General features: G+C 57.3%; 14 protein-coding genes and 1 pseudogene. 6 read left to right on the top strand and 9 right to left on the bottom strand.

The features are described 5' to 3' along the window. Nucleotides 1–158: 158 nt before the first annotated feature. The 3 genes and pseudogenes from BMS17_RS31060 to BMS17_RS30065 form a co-directional block, all read left to right on the top strand. Nucleotides 159–959: a helix-turn-helix domain-containing protein gene (locus tag BMS17_RS31060; protein ID WP_218191599.1), complete on the top strand. Its 801-nt coding sequence runs from the start codon at nt 159–161 to the stop codon at nt 957–959. Next, nucleotides 956–1,240 carry a helix-turn-helix domain-containing protein gene (locus BMS17_RS22790; RefSeq protein WP_218191598.1) on the top strand — a complete coding sequence of 95 codons (285 nt, stop codon included), beginning with the start codon at nt 956–958 and terminating at the stop codon, nt 1,238–1,240. Before BMS17_RS31060 ends, BMS17_RS22790 begins: the two co-directional genes overlap by 4 nt. After that, nucleotides 1,201–1,382 (top strand): annotated as a pseudogene (locus BMS17_RS30065) (transposase domain-containing protein); the annotation flags it as partial. The gene BMS17_RS22790 and the pseudogene BMS17_RS30065, both read left to right, overlap by 40 nt. 181 nt (nt 1,383–1,563) lie before the next feature. Here BMS17_RS30065 and BMS17_RS22785 read toward each other — a convergent pair. Continuing rightward, nucleotides 1,564–3,042, bottom strand: coding sequence for an APC family permease (locus BMS17_RS22785; RefSeq protein ID WP_077431848.1), 1,479 nt, complete (start codon nt 3,040–3,042; stop codon nt 1,564–1,566). A gap of 55 nt (nt 3,043–3,097) precedes the next feature. Further along, nucleotides 3,098–4,591, bottom strand: coding sequence for an aldehyde dehydrogenase (locus BMS17_RS22780; RefSeq protein ID WP_077431847.1), 1,494 nt, complete (start codon nt 4,589–4,591; stop codon nt 3,098–3,100). A gap of 234 nt (nt 4,592–4,825) precedes the next feature. Here BMS17_RS22780 and BMS17_RS22775 point away from each other — a divergent pair, with 234 nt between their 5' ends. The 3 genes from BMS17_RS22775 to BMS17_RS22765 all read left to right on the top strand — a co-directional run bounded on the left by BMS17_RS22775 (nt 4,826) and on the right by BMS17_RS22765 (nt 6,859). Then, nucleotides 4,826–5,581: a FadR/GntR family transcriptional regulator gene (locus BMS17_RS22775; RefSeq protein WP_077431846.1), complete on the top strand. Its 756-nt coding sequence runs from the start codon at nt 4,826–4,828 to the stop codon at nt 5,579–5,581. Beyond that, nucleotides 5,578–6,303: a cache domain-containing protein gene (locus BMS17_RS22770; protein ID WP_077431845.1), complete on the top strand. Its 726-nt coding sequence runs from the start codon at nt 5,578–5,580 to the stop codon at nt 6,301–6,303. The genes BMS17_RS22775 and BMS17_RS22770 overlap by 4 nt, the downstream gene beginning before the upstream one ends. A 166-nt stretch (nt 6,304–6,469) precedes the next feature. Continuing rightward, the gene (locus BMS17_RS22765; protein ID WP_256577256.1) at nt 6,470–6,859 is read left to right on the top strand and encodes an ester cyclase; all 390 of its coding nucleotides are present in this window, start codon (nt 6,470–6,472) and stop codon (nt 6,857–6,859) included. A gap of 300 nt (nt 6,860–7,159) precedes the next feature. Here BMS17_RS22765 and BMS17_RS22760 read toward each other — a convergent pair whose 3' ends face one another. From BMS17_RS22760 to BMS17_RS22730, 7 genes are all read right to left on the bottom strand, one after another. Continuing rightward, a complete protein-coding gene (locus BMS17_RS22760) occupies nt 7,160–7,696 on the bottom strand; it encodes a dihydrofolate reductase family protein (RefSeq protein WP_077431844.1) in 537 nt (178 codons plus the stop codon). 445 nt (nt 7,697–8,141) lie between these two features. Beyond that, a complete protein-coding gene (locus BMS17_RS22755; protein ID WP_077431843.1) occupies nt 8,142–9,515 on the bottom strand; it encodes an aspartate aminotransferase family protein in 1,374 nt (457 codons plus the stop codon). A 262-nt stretch (nt 9,516–9,777) separates the two neighbouring features. Next, nucleotides 9,778–10,959 (bottom strand): hypothetical protein, encoded by a 1,182-nt coding sequence (locus BMS17_RS22750; RefSeq protein ID WP_077431842.1) that lies wholly within the window; start codon nt 10,957–10,959, stop codon nt 9,778–9,780. Between the two features lie 249 nt (nt 10,960–11,208). Next, nucleotides 11,209–12,447 carry a serine hydrolase gene (locus BMS17_RS22745; protein WP_077431841.1) on the bottom strand — a complete coding sequence of 413 codons (1,239 nt, stop codon included), beginning with the start codon at nt 12,445–12,447 and terminating at the stop codon, nt 11,209–11,211. Nucleotides 12,448–12,453: 6 nt separating this feature from the next. Then, on the bottom strand, nt 12,454–13,410 hold the full coding sequence (locus tag BMS17_RS22740; protein WP_077431840.1) for an ABC transporter ATP-binding protein: 957 nt from the start codon (nt 13,408–13,410) through the stop codon (nt 12,454–12,456). Between the two features lie 24 nt (nt 13,411–13,434). Beyond that, nucleotides 13,435–14,466: an ABC transporter ATP-binding protein gene (locus BMS17_RS22735; RefSeq protein ID WP_077431839.1), complete on the bottom strand. Its 1,032-nt coding sequence runs from the start codon at nt 14,464–14,466 to the stop codon at nt 13,435–13,437. Further along, entirely contained in the window at nt 14,466–15,287 is an 822-nt protein-coding gene (locus BMS17_RS22730) for an ABC transporter permease (protein ID WP_224789268.1), read from the bottom strand. The genes BMS17_RS22735 and BMS17_RS22730 overlap by 1 nt, the downstream gene beginning before the upstream one ends. Nucleotides 15,288–15,309 lie beyond the last annotated feature (22 nt).

Here is a 15,309-nt window from a genome sequence, read left to right as displayed (position 1 = left end):
TCACTACGATTGAAATTCTTTTCATTAAGAATGGAACCAGCCAATTTTTCGCGCTAGTCATGCCGACCATGCAAACTGAAGAGTTCACACACCTGGGTCGAATTGGAGACCTTGCGCCAGGCCAGGTCTCTGTCTTCAATTCCGCAGAGACCTAACAGATGGATATCCCCAACGGTACGAGAAACGTAACAGTCAAAATACCGGCCGACCAATTCAGGGCGATGTGTCCGAAAATTGATGCGCACTGTGGCCGCGTCGACGTCGCCAATTCGCGTTTCGTGCCGCTGCTAACGCAATTCGCGTTGCAAGCATTGGTAAACTCCTCCTGCCTTTCCCCCGAGCATGTCAGAAGCGTGGAGAGAGGATTGCTGGAATTGGCTTTCTTGATGATGGATGTACCGGAGACCGATGCAGCGGGGGATTCACGAACGGTCATCGATCACTTCTTTCACCGTGTCATGGCGTATATCGCGGCAAACTTTCACGACGCGGATCTTGCACCTGAGCGAGCAGCTCAAGCTCGCCGCGTTTCCATCCGCTATGTCCACAAGGTTTTCCAGGCTCACGATACGACGTTCGGGCGAGAACTTCGTCTTGCTCGGCTCAGGCACGCTCAAAAGCTTCTGCGCGAGAATGCGCTGCACAAGGCTCGGCCCACGACCATTGCGGAAGTGGCCTACAAATGTGGTTTTTCCAGCCAGGCGCTTTTTTCCGTCCGGTTCAAGGAAGCTTTGGATACTCACCTCGAGACGAAAAAAGCCATTAGTCCCATGCTAGCTCCCATCAAATGGAAGGCACTCATCGCAAGTCGCCAGCAAGCTGCTGACTTTACTGAAGACAAATGCCAACCGAACGTGCCCGTCCGCATCTCTGACCTCATTCGAGCACATCGACGATTACATCGTCGTAACCTCAAGCAGACATCGACCTTGGAAGTCTGGCAAGCCAAGCAAACATGAGCTTGCGTTCACTCTACGCTCTGTTCGAGTGCCACGTTCCGACGACGCCGCGTAAGTATATTCGCCAGCGAAAACTGGAATGCGCCCACGCTTGCCTCGCCGATCCCACTTGCAATGTGGCCAACGTCACCGAACTAGCTTTGGACTACGGCTTCTTGCACTTGGGGCGCTTCTCACAAAGCTACCGCCAGCAAGTTGGCGAGCTGCCTTCGACTACCTTGAAGCGCCACTGTTGCAGATCTGGCTCTTCGCAGGATCACTGCGCAGTGGCAAACGGGTAACGGCGATCATGAGTTTGATCCAATCTGCGCGTCTCAACGGACATGCTCCGTATGCTTACTTGAAGGGCGTGCTCGCGCGCCGTCGGCGCAACGGGCGAGTGATAATGCGGGTCTGACATCCTGCAGATGGTGCAACAGCTGACGATGAATCGTCTGTCTAAGGCCCGCGGGAGTGGTGAGGTTCACGCCACCATAGCTGCCCTTCACTATCCGGAGGAGGTGCCAAATACGCGTTGTGGGATAGGTTTTCATGGGGCATCTGTCGCGCCCGAAATCGCGTGCGCTCCCAAGTGAATCGCCTATTCACTTGGGAGCATTACGTTTTACTTTCTGTGCAGCTTCCACGCATCGGCAAACGGTGCAGTACCTTTGTCATACGGCTTGAACACGGCCATGTAAAACAGGCCAAAAACAATGACAACTGCTGCGGTGAGCAAAATGCCGTAATTGCTGTACCAAGGGGCATCCGGCGTACGCGGCCAGGACATATTGGCGATCGCGAGCAAGCCGTAGATCAGCGCGAGGATGTTCACGATCCAGCCCCAACCGCCCAGGGTGAACTGACCTGCCGGTTTCCAACCGCGAATTCGAGCGAACAACGCCCCACCCACGATCATCTGGAACGAGAGGTAAATGCCGATCGCTGCGAAGCTCACGATGATCGCGATTGCGTTCTCCAGGTAGAACCCTGCACAAACGATGGCTGCCGGGATCACCCCGCAGGTGATCAATGCCGCAGTGGGAACACGTGTTGTGGGCGAAAGGCGCTTGAGCACGCTGCTGCCCATGACCATTTCGTCCCGGGCAAAGGAGTACAGTAAACGACTCGCCGCCGCCTGCAAGCTCAGAACACAGGACACGAAGGAGACAGTGATCACCGCCGTCACTATGCGCCATCCGGTCGGCCCAAATGCATTGGCCATGATGGTCGACATAGGGTCCTTATCTTCGCCCGAAAGTACCTTGGCAATATCCGGTACCGCCAGGATCAATGCCAAAGCGGCGAAGATCGCTGCGCCACCACCGATGTAGATGGTCATGCGCATGGCCTTGGGGATGCGCTTGCTCGGGTTTGGAGTCTCTTCAGCGACATCGCCGCACGCTTCGAAACCGTAGTACAGGAACATACCCGCCAGCGAAGCGGTCAGAAAGGCCGGCCAGTAGCTGCCGTCGATGCTGATGTCGAAGGTATTGAACAGTACAGAGAACGGTTGATGACGCTCGAAGATCAACAGGTAGCCACCGATCACGATCGCGCCCAGCAGCTCGCAGATAAAGCCGAACATTGCGACCTTGGCCAGCAGCTTGGTCCCGCTCAGGTTGAGCACGGTAGCCATCACTGTCAGGGCCAGGGCGACCAATGTATTGGTCACCGGACTCGGTTCGAAGCCAAGCATGGCAGCGATGTAAGGACCGGCGCCCAACGCTACGGCCGCAATGGTCACGCACAGCGACACGGAATAGATCCAGCCCACCATCCACGCCCAGCGCTTGCCCACCAAGCGGCGTGCCCACGGATAAACGCCCCCGGAAATCGGGAATTGCGAAACCACTTCGCAGAAGATCAGGCAGACCAGCATCTGCCCCAGACCCACCAGCAAATACGACCAGAACATGGGCGGCCCACCCGCCGCCAGACACAGGCCGAAGAGCGTATAAACGCCCACGACCGGTGAAAGGTAGGTGAAGCCCAACGCAAAGTTTTCCCAGAGGCTCATGCTTCTTTCGAAGTTCGACGTATAGCCAAGCGCCCTGAGCTGAGCGGCATCGCTGTCAGCCGCGGAGAATTCGGAACTGTTCATGTTGTTATCCTGAGGACATGGTCCTGTCGGCAGTTATTGTTTTTGCTGTGCTGACTTACAACTTGATCCAGGTCGCTTTCAGCTCGGTGTACTTGTCGAACGCATGCAACGACTTGTCGCGACCATTGCCCGATTGCTTGAAGCCACCGAAGGGTGCGGTCATGTCGCCACCGTCGTACTGGTTGACCCAGACGCTACCGGCGCGCAGCGCCCTGGCGGTCAGGTGGGCCTTGGAGATGTCGGCGGTCCACACCGCCGCGGCCAGGCCGTACGGGGTGTCGTTGGCGATAGTGATGGCTTCTTCGACGGTGTCGAAGGTGATCACCGATAGCACCGGGCCGAAGATCTCTTCCTGGGCAATCTTCATGGCATTGCTGACGCCATCGAAAATCGTCGGTTCGACGTAGGTGCCGCCGGTTTCCTGCAGGGTGCGCTTGCCGCCCACCAGCAGTTTGGCGCCTTCGTTGTGGCCAGACTCGATGTAGGACAGCACGGTGTTCATCTGCTGGGTATCGACCAGGGCGCCCACATTGGTGTCTGGGTCCAAGGGGTTGCCCGGCTTCCAGCCCTCGAGGGCTTCAAGCACCAGCGGCAAAAACTTGTCCTTGATCGAACGCTCCACCAGCAGGCGCGAGCCGGCGGTGCAGACTTCGCCTTGGTTGAAGGCAATGGCGCCGGCAGCCGATTCGGCAGCGGCCTGCAGGTCCGCGGCATCGGCGAAGACGATGTTTGGGCTCTTGCCGCCAGCTTCCAGCCAGACGCGCTTCATGTTCGACTCGCCGGAGTAGATCAGCAGTTGCTTCGCGATCTTGGTGGAGCCGGTGAACACCAGGGTATCTACATCCATGTGCAGGGCCAGGGCCTTGCCGACGGTGTGGCCGTAGCCGGGCAGCACGTGCAGCACGCCGGCCGGAACGCCCGCTTCGATGGCCAGTTGGGCGATGCGGATGGCGGTCAGTGGCGATTTTTCCGACGGCTTTAGGATTACCGAGTTACCGGTCGACAGCGCCGGGCCCAGTTTCCAGCAGGCCATCATCAGCGGGAAGTTCCATGGCACAATAGCTGCGACCACGCCGACCGGCTCGCGGGTGACTAGACCGAGCTGGTCATGGGGGGTGGCGGCGACTTCGTCGTAGATCTTGTCGATGGCCTCGCCGCTCCAGCTCAGGGCTTGCGCGGCCTGCGGCACATCGACAGCTAGCGAATCGCTGATCGGCTTGCCCATGTCCAGGGTTTCCAGCAGTGCCAGTTCGTCGGCATTGGCCTCCAGCAGCTCGGCAAAACGAATCATGACCTGCTTTCTGTCCGCCGGCGCCAAGCGCGACCAGACGCCTGAATTGAACGTGGCGCGGGCCACTTCAACCGCGCGATCGGCGTCGGCGGCCGAGCAACTGGCGACCTTGGTCAGCAGGCGGCCATCGATCGGGCTCAAACAATCGAAGGTTTCACCCTCGATAGCGTGGGTGTAGTCCCCACCGATAAACGCGCGCCCCTCTATCTTCAGTGCCTGTGCGCGAGCTTCCCAAGTGCTTAGGGTTGGATTCGTCATGACGTGCCATTCCTCTGTGTCGGTGCCAGTACTGCTCCCGGTGAATCCAGGAGCCTGGCCTTTATTAAACATATGAAACCATATCTTATGACTAACCCACTGCCAAACAGCGTGTCGCTTTAATCTAAAAACGACACTCCTGCGGCTGAATTTTGGCAAGTTAGGCTTTTCTATTGCACGAAAGGCTGTATATGACTAAAAGAAACCTAGTTTCATACTTTTTGCGGCGAATAGATGACTCAACTGAATAAAGTGAAACGCCTTTCCCTGCTGCAAGTCAGCCAGGAAGGTAAGCCCGAGGAAGTGGCTCGCCGACTGATCGAGGTCATCGAGCTGGGCCTGATTGGCGTGGGCGAACAATTGCCCAGCGAAAGCGAGCTGGCGACCCGCTTCGGCGTGGCTACCGTGACCCTGCGCGATGCCCTGGCCATTCTTCGTCAGCGCGGCGTTGTCGCCACGAAACGCGGTAGGAACGGAGGCAGTTTCGTCTGCGCTCCCGTGGAAGTTTCCGATGACTTTCTCAAGGCCAGGTTGAGCGCCATGAGCTCGCTGGAACTTCGCGACCTGTGCGACGAACAGATTGCCATCTCGGCGACCGCCGCAGGCTTGGCCGCCAGCCGATCCTCCAGCGCCCAGCACCAGCGGCTGGAAAATTTCGTCACGGCGTTGCAGGACGCCACGACCCGAAGCGAGCTGCGTCGGGCAGATGCTCGATTCCACATCGAAATTGCCGTGGCTGCACAATCGGTGCGGCTAACTCACGCGGAAATGCGGCTGCAGACCGAAATAGGCGAGCTCCAATGGATCTCCACGACCGAGGTCCAGAAAAGCACGGCCATTGCTGAACACCGGGCCATCCTGCAGGCCGTGATGGCCGGCGAATCCAATCTGGCCAGGGCCCTGACCGAAGCCCACATCAAGGAAGGCATCAAGCGCCTGATGGATCTGCGCTTTGCCCTCCTTGGCCAGCAAGAGAGCACATTGCGATGATCACGACACAAATGAATGACGAGCTTGGCCAGTGCGCCCAGCGCCTTGAAGACATCTTCTGCAAGGTGTTCGCGCAACTGAATACGCTGGCCGAAGAAGTGGTGACGGTGTGGAACGCGCTAGACGCCGAAGGCAAAAAACCAACGTCGAAGGACCTGGCGTTTTTACAACCGACGATCGAAGAACGCCTGTCAGGAAACGACAACTATATTCATGGGACCGGTGTCGTGCTGGAACCGGGTGAGCTCGCCGATCAAGAGCTGTTCCTGGAATGGTTCTACCGCCCCTCGAGCGGAAAAGTCGCCCCCATGATGTTGAACTTCAACCGTCAGAGTGAAAGCTTCTATAACTACCAGGGCATGCCCTGGTTCACACGCCCCAAGCTGACGGGCGAAGCCTCGGTCGAAGGTCCCTTCGTGGATCTCTATGGCACCGAACTCTACATACTGGCGTTCTCCGTGCCGATATTCGCCGGAGGGCATTTTGTTGGCGTCGCCGCGGCGGATATTGCCCTGCACGAATTCGATCAACTGCTCACCCGTTGCCTGCTGCGCATGAAAAACGAGGCGTTCATCATTAACGGCGAAGGCCGGATCGTCGCGGCCAATTCGGCGAACTGGTTCGTCGGCAACATGGCCAGCCGCCCTGCCGCCGCCAAGGTACACAAGCTCAAACCACTGTCGATCGAGTGGTCGCTGGTCGAGCTGCAGGTGCCGCGATAGGTCGCTGCACGACTTGGGCAAAACTGTTTTCCGACTCTCCAACAACAGCAATAATCGAAGAGGAAATACCATGCACCGGATATCGATTCGCCTATTCAGCCTCCTGGCCTTTCTTCTGTTTGCCCAGTTTTCGGTTGCTGCGGACTAACAGAACACCCTTGACGTCATCAACGCTTACATGAGCGCGTGGAACAGACACGACCCTGACGCGGCAGCCCAATACTTTGCCGAGCACGGAGAGTTTCTGGACGCCTCGGTAGGGGTTCCTAAAGTCGGCAGGGAAGCTGCCAGGGTGGAAGTCATCAAGCTCTTTATCGATGCAGTGCCCGACCTGAAATGGCAAATGGTTGGCCAGCCAATTATCGACGACAACAACATCGCTTTCGAGTGGCAGTTCGATGGGCACAACACCGGTGCCTGGGCACCTGAAACGCCAGCAACCAACAAGCCGTTGTCCTTCAAGGGAGTCAGTTTCATTCGTTTGAAGGATGGCAAGATCGCGACGCAGCATGACTACTATGATGCACTGTCGTTCAACAAGCAGCTGGGTTGGTAACTCAAACACTGGCTACAAAAAAACGAGCTCATCGAACGGGTTCGTTTTTCGACATATCGGGACGTTTCCCCTGCGCAATGTCGACGATACGGTCGAAGAAGAGGTAGTAGTTGCGACAGGCAAACGCAAGCCTTTACCCCCCGACCTTCCGCGATCCAAGTCATTCTCGAGACGCAGGGATTCCCGAAGCTCCTATCCTCCCTTTCAGTGGGCCACCAAAGGGCCCAGTAGATGATCCAGGGCGGGGGGTACGATGCGCGTCCTTGCCCTTGCCTTGGGTAGGACGTTCATGCGGGTGGGTTATGGGGCCAGCCGATAGGTGGACTGCACCAAACCCGAAGGAAAGCAGCGGCTGGATAACAGTTTCAAGTCAACATCCTGCTGAAGGCCCCCGAACAATGGCCTACCCGACCCGATCAGCACGGGAACGGTGGTGATCACCATATCGGCGACCAATCCATCACGCAGGAATGATTGCACCAACTGCCCGCCATCGACATAGACCCGACGCATGCCTTGCCTCGCCAGTTCCTCCATCAAGTCCCTAGGTGCTTGGTTGGAAAAACGCAGCTTGCCCTTCTGCGCCTCGGGCACCGGCGAGTCGACCAGCTGCTCAGACAGCACCACCACGGGCCGGTCGTAGAACCATGTGTCGAAGGTCAGCACCTTCTCATAGGTTCCCCGCCCCATCACGATTACATCCTTGTCGGCGATGAAATCTGAGTAGCCATGATCCTCGGCCTGATCATCGCGCCGCAAAAGCCAGTCGATGTCGCCATCGGGCCGGGCGATGAAGCCATCCAGACTGGTGGCGATGAAAACATGTGCAGTGGCCATCAGGTGCCCCTTATTTGTACGGAGTGTGTCAATGCATGATCATAAGCCGAATAAAGCTCGCCTTCGTTTGCTAGCGCTCATAGGTACGGCCCTTAAAGAGGAGCAACAATCATGAAGTCGCATTGGTCGACCTGAAAACCATTTTGGCATTGAACTTGCCCGTGAGAATACTGACAAGCCTCAGTCACTGAGCAAGCAACACTATGTCGATTGATTACAACGGAGCTACCTCAAGGGAAGGCGTCTGTATTCAACGGAACAGGCACCTCCATCCTAAATACCTTCATCAAAGCGGAACGAGGCGCCGTAAGCAGAATCCGGTAAATGGTTAGCGCCATCGTCCCGTAACCGAGAACGGAAAGTACCGCTCTGTGGACAAAGCGAGTACGAAGCGGCAGGCCGGAGGACTCCGTATTCCGGCTCTGCCTGGAGTGATTGGCGTTAACTACTGTGCAGTGTGTTTGAGGTACCAGTGCAGTGTCGCATCCAAAGAACCCGCAAAAACTCCAAGGATTTCATTGATATCCTTCTCCGTTGAGATCAACGGAGGACAGAATGCCAATGCATCTCCCATGACTCGGTTGATCATTCCACGCTCCTGGGTCTGAGAGGACAGATACCGCCCGAGTCTGCCAACAGCCTCAAAAGGCTCTTTTGTGTGCCGGTCGGCTACCAACTCAACGGCAGCAATCAACCCCACACCACGAACCTCTCCAACCATTGGATGATCAGCAAACTGCTGAAGCCCTTTGCGAAGGATAATCCCCATTTCAGCAGCATGCTGAACCAGGCCCTCCTCTTCGATAATTTTAAGATTCTCCAGGGCGACTGCAGTAGCTACCGGGTGCCCGCTACCAGTGAAGCCATGCCCTAACGTGCCGATCGAATGGCTCTGGTCGGCAATGTCTTGGTAAACAGCGTCGTTAATCAGTATGGCTGCAATGGGCTGATAGGAGGACGACAGCTGTTTGGATACCACCATGACGTCTGGTTTGATATCAAAGGTCTCGCAACCGAACATACTGCCGGTTCGACCGAAACCGCAGATGACCTCGTCCGCGACAATCAAGACGTCATGCTTGCGGCACACCTTCTGGATCTTTTCCCAGTAGGTCTTCGGCGGAATGATCACCCCCCCCGCTCCCATCAGCGGTTCGCCATAAAACGCTGCGACCGTCTCAGGGCCTTCCTTGATGATCAGATCATCCAGTTCTCGGGCGAGGCGATCGGCGAATTGTTCTTCTGTTTCACCTGCAAGACCATATCGGTAAAAGTGCGGGCAGCTGACATGCAGGAAGCCCGGCAGGGGAACGTCAAAACCGCGCTGATTTGCTGGCAGCCCAGTGAGGCTCGCACTTACGGTAGTGGTACCGTGATATGCGTTCTGCCGACTGATGAACTTTTTCTTGGCGGGCTTCCCCAGTGCATTGTTCCGGTACCACAAAAGCTTAACTACCGTGTCGTTTGCCTCAGAGCCGGAGTTGGTGAAAAACACTTTGCTCATCGGCACCGGAGCCATCTCCACCAATTTTTCGGCGAGCTCGATGCTGGGACGGTGTGCCTTACTGGAAAACACATGATAGAACGGCAGTGTACGTAGCTGCTTTTCGGCAGCCTCGATCAGCCGCTGGTTGCTGAAACCAAGTGCTACACTCCATAGCCCTGACATCGCCTCGATGTATCGCTTATTTTGATTGTCATAAACATGAACTCCTTCTCCACGCTCGATAATGAGGGGGCCATCCGCTTCAAGAAGTCGAGCATCCGTATAAGGATGGAGGTGATGTTTAACATCTTGTTGTGCAAGCAAATCCGTCATGATTTTGCCTCGAAGTGAGAGAGGATTCGTTAAACCAAGGGCCGTGTAGAAACCCAAATTAAATACCCAGGCAACCGCACCAGGCTCCACAGCTACAACAACTACCTGTCGCCAAAAGCCATGGAGCAAAAAGCGGCATAAACACCGTAATCGGCGTCCGGACTTACTTGACCAATTCAGGCTCGCCTATAGGTTATGCGCTAAACCTGTGGGCGAGCCCGCTCGCGAAGAGGACTTTAAGGCTGTTGCCAAAAAATCCGGATCAGAAGTAATAACCGATGTTCATGTACAACTGGTTTTCCCACTGGTTACTACCACCAGCCCCCAGACTCTGGGTAAGGCTGCCGCCACCGATGACCGGATCATTCTTGCCGTACAACCATTCCGTGGCGATCCATAGCTTGCTGAGGGAGAACGAGGTGCCGAAAATCATCCGTTGCGAGGTCTTGAAATCGTCCGCGGACTTATCGAAGGCGCTGTAGTTGGCGTACAGCTTCACACCGCTGATCTGATCGAACAGATACTTGCCGCTGACGTCGTAGCTCAAATCCGCCACATACAAGTTGCCGCGACTGGCGACGTTGAAGGTGCCGTCGTAACCGCCGAAAGTCACCAGTTCATCGGTGCCAGGGTTGCGCGGGGACATCTGCTGCCGCGCGGCTTGCAGTTGCACGCCCCACGGGCCGTTTTTGCCGATATAGTGCACCGCCATGGCATTGCGTCGGCCATCATTGTTGGTGTCCCGGTTCTCCAGGGACGAGGTCAGGCCTGAGATCCCGACTTCGGACTTCCACGGCCCCAGGTCCAGCGCCTTGGCCACCCGCAGTACCACGGTGTTGCGTTCCTGGTTGTTGCTGCCGTCGGTGACATAGCTGTCCGCTTCGGAGACCACGGTGGAGTAGGTTTCACCGTTGCTGGTGCCTTTGCCCTGCCAGGCCGGGCGCAGGTAATAACCGGCCTGAACATTCCAGTCGCCGCTTTGCTGGATGTACTTGGCACCGACTTCTTCGATGTCTTCCAGTCCTATGACGCTGCCCAGGGTTTGATAGAACGTGCTGCCGAAGTACGGCTGCAAACCGAACGGCAGCTGGTTCAGGCCGACCTGGACCTGCTGGTCGGGGTTGAACTTGTAGCCGATCCACGCCAACTCGGCGAACTGGACGTCACCGACATTATTTGTGTACTTGTAAGGGTAGGCTCGACCGTAGAAACGGTACTTGGCCTCGCCAATCCAGGTGTCGGAGTTGTACTTGGCGCTGAGGATCGCGGTGTCGAAGTTCAACGTCTGGATGTCGCGATCCGGGTCATAGTCCCAACGCGCCCGGACGGCACCACCGAGATCAAGGTTATCGGTAACCTGGATCGCCATCGCAGGGCTGGAAAGGGCGCCCAATAGCGCCAGTGGGGTCAATGAGCGCAAGGCCCGGGTTGTATTCAAGTTCATGGTCGCTCCGTCTCTTCTCTAGGTCTTATTTTTGGCAACAGCTATCCCGGCCACGGCAAAAGCGCGGTCTGGATAAAAGGGGTAAGGCCCGCCAGGACGAAGGCTGTTAACAGCGTCCAGGTGCGGGCCGGGAGGGTCAGCCGCCGGCGGCCTGCAGGGTCTGGGTGTAGCTATGCAGAGCCTGTATATGGCACCTCTTCATTAAGGCTGGGAGGTGTCTGACAAGCCGCGGTCATTCATACTCCCGCGTCAGCTGCGTTGCAGTTGTTCAACTACTGCCGCACAGGCATGGAAGGTATTCAACGTCCACTCTGGATTGATAAAGTCCGGCCAACTGGAAAGTTTTACGATTGCCACTTCAGAGGCCGGATCCCAATAGATACTCTGCCCAAATACTCCGCGCGCCGAGTAGGTACCTAGTTCACTGTCCAATACCCAGCACTGATTACTGTATGCCGCGCCAGGAAAGCTCTTGACGTAAAAGCCATAGAGAACTTCAAAAGCCGGTGTGGAACCACGGCCGCATTCACGCACAAACTCCTCTGGAACAATCTGCTGGCCGTTGAAACGCCCCCCCTGCAGATACATTTGGGCAAAGCGCCCCAGATCACGCAGCGTGGCGCTCATCCCGCCATCGGCCAATGCAGTTCCAACGCTATCGAGGGTGATATTCGCGTCTTGCTCTGCCCCCAGTCTTGACCAGATTTCCCGGCTCAGTAAAACGGGCAGCCGCTCGCCGCAAGCCCGCTCACAAACCCAGGCCAACATGTCGGTATCCACTGAACGGTACTCAAAGTACTGGCCATGCTCACGGTCCTTACTCAGCGACTTCAACAAACCATAAATGCTGTCAGGTGACTCTCGCTCTCCCCGTTCACGCCAACCCGAGGCGATATCCAACTGAATGAATTCAGCATCAGGATCGGTGTAGTCCTCCCTGAATCTCACTCCCGTGCGCATATCCAGAAGATCCTGTACCCGAGCGTCGCCATAACCGCTTGCCGAAAGCTCGGGCACATAGTCGCTGACACGCGCTTGGGGATCGATTCTGCCCTGGCCGATCAATCTGCCGACCAGGCTACCGACGACGGTCTTGGATACCGATTGCAACAGATGCAACGTGTGCGGCTGCATACCGTTGAAATACTGCTCCGAAACCACCTTGCCTTGATGAAGCACCAAAAAACCATCGGTGTAGCTATCGGTCAAGAAGGTCGCCAGATCGGTTTGTCCGCCGTCGACCCGCTGGAAACGTACGTTGTCCAGTGAGCGTTCGTTGCGCTCGAGTTCGGTGACCGGCCCGGGACTGCGATGAATAGCGGCCACCGGAAACAACTGGCTGATGTGCTGGAACGACCAGCGGTTATAGGGCGGACTGTCCCAATTATGCAGGCCGACTTGCTTTTCCCGGGGCGGCGGATAGCCCTGCATCAAACTTAGGTCCTGATAACCAATGCCGGGAGCGGTCATGTCTTTTTTATTGTACATAGGGGTTCAGCTCTCATCGTTCAGAGGGTGGTGGCAAGAAAAGCGGTGGCCGTGATCCTGGGTCTCGGCTGGCACCTCTCGGCGACAACGCTCACTAGCCCGCGGGCAACGGGGCGCGAAGTGGCACCCGGTAGGCCGGTTCAAGGGGCTGGGGATCTCGCCACTCAGGATTTGCAACTGGTCACGGCGCTCCGGGTCGATGGAGGGCACTGAATTGAGCAGCGCACGAGTGTAGGGATGACGCGGTCGGCCGAACACCTGTTCCACAGGCCCGGCCTCGACGATGCGCCCCAAGTACATCACCAGCACCTGCTGCGCCAGATACTCGACCGTCGCAAGGTCGTGGCTGATGAACAGGTAGCTCAGGCCATTGTCAGTCTGCAGCGTCTTGAGCAGTTGCAGCACCTGGGCCTGGACCGACACGTCGAGCGCCGCCGTAGGCTCATCGAGGATCAGCAGTTTTGACTCCAGCGCCAAGGCCCGGGCGATAGCGATACGCTGCAACTGGCCACCGGAGAATTCATGGGGATAGCGTTCCATGTGCTCCTCGCCCATCCCTACATTTCCCAGCAGCGTGAGAATGCGCGCGTGCAAGGCGCTACCGCGCAAACCAAAGGCAACCTTCAGCGGCTCGGCAACAATCGCCTTGATCGTCATTTTCGGGTTCAGTGAGGCGTACGGGTTCTGGAACACCATACTCAAGCTCCTGCCCCGCGCCCTGGCATCAGTGGGCAGCGGCCGACCTTGGACCAGAATTTGCCCACTATCGGCTGGCAGCAGACCGAGCAAGGTCGCGGCCACCGTACTTTTGCCACAACCGGATTCCCCCACCAGCGCGACCGTCTCACCGACCTGCACCTCCAGGCTGATGTGGTCAATGGCGGTCACCAGGCCGTCGCGGCTGGCGTAGGTCTTGTGCAACTGATTGACGCTCAACAGTGCGGGCTGTTTGTTGTTATTCATAGCCGTTTACCTTTCAAAGAAGCCTCACACCTTGACCAATATGTTGTGGCAAGCTGCCCAGTGCTCCTTGCCGATGACAACCCTCGGCGCAGCGTGATTGCAGCGTCCGGTGGCGCGTTCACAACGTGGGTTGAAGGCACAGCCAGCCGGGGGAGCCGCCATGTTCGGCACCTGCCCCGGGATGAAGCCCAGGGGCTGGGGTCCCTGCCCCAACTTGGGCACGGTGCCCATCAACTTCAGGGTGTAGGGGTGTGCAGGTCGCTTGAACACCTCGCCCACCGGACCGCTCTCCACCACTTCGCCGGCATACATCACCGCCACCCGGTCACAGAGCGAAGCCACTACCCCAAGGTTGTGGGTGATAAACAGAATTGCCAGGTCCTGCTCCCGTGCCAGTTTGCGCAGCAGGGCGATGATCTGCGCCTGCACGGTGACGTCCAGCGCCGTGGTCGGCTCATCGGCGATCAGCAGTTTTGGCCGACAGGCCAGCGCCATCGCAATCACCACTCGCTGCAACTGACCGCCAGACATCTGGTGCGGGTACTTGGCTAGCGCTAGAGAGGGGTCGGGCATGCTCACCGCTTCCAGCGAGCTCAGCGCCTCGGCGCGGATTTCTGCCTTACTCAGTTGCCGATGGCAACCGATGACATCGATCATCTGCCGCCCGATGGTGAAGAACGGGTTGAGCCCCTTCATCGGATTCTGGAAGATCATCGCCGCGCCACCGCCTCGCAAAACCGCCAGCTGCGACGCCGACGCGCCGTTGACCTGCTGTCCGGCGACCCTGACACTGCCTCCCAGCCGAGCGGCCTCAGGCATCAATCCAAGGCAGGACATGGCCGTCATTGACTTGCCAGAGCCCGACTCCCCCACCAACCCGAGGATCTCGCCGCGCCTTATCTTAAGGTCGATGCCGCGTACGGCCTGTACGGTCTTGAACAAACCAGGGAAGGACACCGTCAGCCCTTCCACTTCCAGCACCAGGTCTTGAGCTGCGTCGTTATTCGAAGCGGCTAGACTCTCGATAGGAGAATATTGCAAGGATTCGTCGATCATCAGCGCGTCCCCTTCTTTGGATCAAGCACATCGCGCAGCCCGTCACCTACCAGGTTGACGGCCAGCACCAGGACAAAAATCGCCACTCCGGGAAACAGCACCGTCCAGGGATTCTCGAGTAACTGCGAGCGCGACGCTGCGGCCATCAGCCCCCATTCGATCATGGGTGGCTTGGCCCCCAACCCGATAAAGCTCAGCGAGGCAGCGGCGAGAATGGTGTAACCAAAGTCCATGGAGCCCTGCACGATCACAGGCGTGGTGGCATTGGGCAGTACATGGCGAAGCAAAATACGGCAGTGACTGACACCCATGGAACGGGCCGCATGGATATAGGTTTCTGACCGAACCCGTACTACCGCACCGCGCATGATCCTCGCGTACCAGGGAAACCAGGAGACAGCGAGCGCTAACATGGCGTTGGCCAATCCCGATCCCAGCGCAGCGGTGATAGCGATCGGCAACAACAGCGGTGGAAAGGCCAGGAACACATCTGTGAAACGCATCAGTAGCGTATCCACTCGACCACCGAAGTAACCGGAAACAAGCCCAATCGGAATCCCGATCAGCATCGCAATCAGAGTCACGCTCACTCCGATGATCAGCGAGGTGCGTGCGCCATAAAGCACCCGTGAAAGAATGTCGCGACCAAACTCGTCGGTGCCCATCCAGTGTGCCCAGTTGGGTGCCAGCAATTTCTGGGAAAAGACAATCTTGTTCGGCTCATAAGGTGCAAGCCACGGGGCGAAGACTGCCGCCAGGATGATCAGCAGCAATAACAGCGCGCCGAATACAAACAACTTGTTATCGCTGGCAAACGCCAAGGCTTTGATACGCCATGAGGGG

It is taken from the genome of Pseudomonas sp. C9 (assembly GCF_002000165.1).
GTDB lineage: Bacteria > Pseudomonadota > Gammaproteobacteria > Pseudomonadales > Pseudomonadaceae > Aquipseudomonas.
The sequence above is the reverse complement of the archived record's forward strand: the minus strand, read 5'-3'. Positions and strand labels throughout refer to the sequence as shown.

What these genes read in the sequence shown, in the direction of transcription:
- BMS17_RS31060 (WP_218191599.1), top strand. Translation starts at nt 159, where the DNA reads ATGGATATCCCCAACGGTACGAGAAACGTAACAGTCAAAATACCGGCC.
- BMS17_RS22790 (WP_218191598.1), top strand. Translation starts at nt 956, where the DNA reads ATGAGCTTGCGTTCACTCTACGCTCTGTTCGAGTGCCACGTTCCGACG.
- BMS17_RS22785 (WP_077431848.1), bottom strand. Translation starts at nt 3,042, where the DNA reads ATGAACAGTTCCGAATTCTCCGCGGCTGACAGCGATGCCGCTCAGCTC.
- BMS17_RS22780 (WP_077431847.1), bottom strand. Translation starts at nt 4,591, where the DNA reads ATGACGAATCCAACCCTAAGCACTTGGGAAGCTCGCGCACAGGCACTG.
- BMS17_RS22775 (WP_077431846.1), top strand. Translation starts at nt 4,826, where the DNA reads ATGACTCAACTGAATAAAGTGAAACGCCTTTCCCTGCTGCAAGTCAGC.
- BMS17_RS22770 (WP_077431845.1), top strand. Translation starts at nt 5,578, where the DNA reads ATGATCACGACACAAATGAATGACGAGCTTGGCCAGTGCGCCCAGCGC.
- BMS17_RS22760 (WP_077431844.1), bottom strand. Translation starts at nt 7,696, where the DNA reads ATGGCCACTGCACATGTTTTCATCGCCACCAGTCTGGATGGCTTCATC.
- BMS17_RS22755 (WP_077431843.1), bottom strand. Translation starts at nt 9,515, where the DNA reads ATGACGGATTTGCTTGCACAACAAGATGTTAAACATCACCTCCATCCT.
- BMS17_RS22750 (WP_077431842.1), bottom strand. Translation starts at nt 10,959, where the DNA reads ATGAACTTGAATACAACCCGGGCCTTGCGCTCATTGACCCCACTGGCG.
- BMS17_RS22745 (WP_077431841.1), bottom strand. Translation starts at nt 12,447, where the DNA reads ATGTACAATAAAAAAGACATGACCGCTCCCGGCATTGGTTATCAGGAC.
- BMS17_RS22740 (WP_077431840.1), bottom strand. Translation starts at nt 13,410, where the DNA reads ATGAATAACAACAAACAGCCCGCACTGTTGAGCGTCAATCAGTTGCAC.
- BMS17_RS22735 (WP_077431839.1), bottom strand. Translation starts at nt 14,466, where the DNA reads ATGATCGACGAATCCTTGCAATATTCTCCTATCGAGAGTCTAGCCGCT.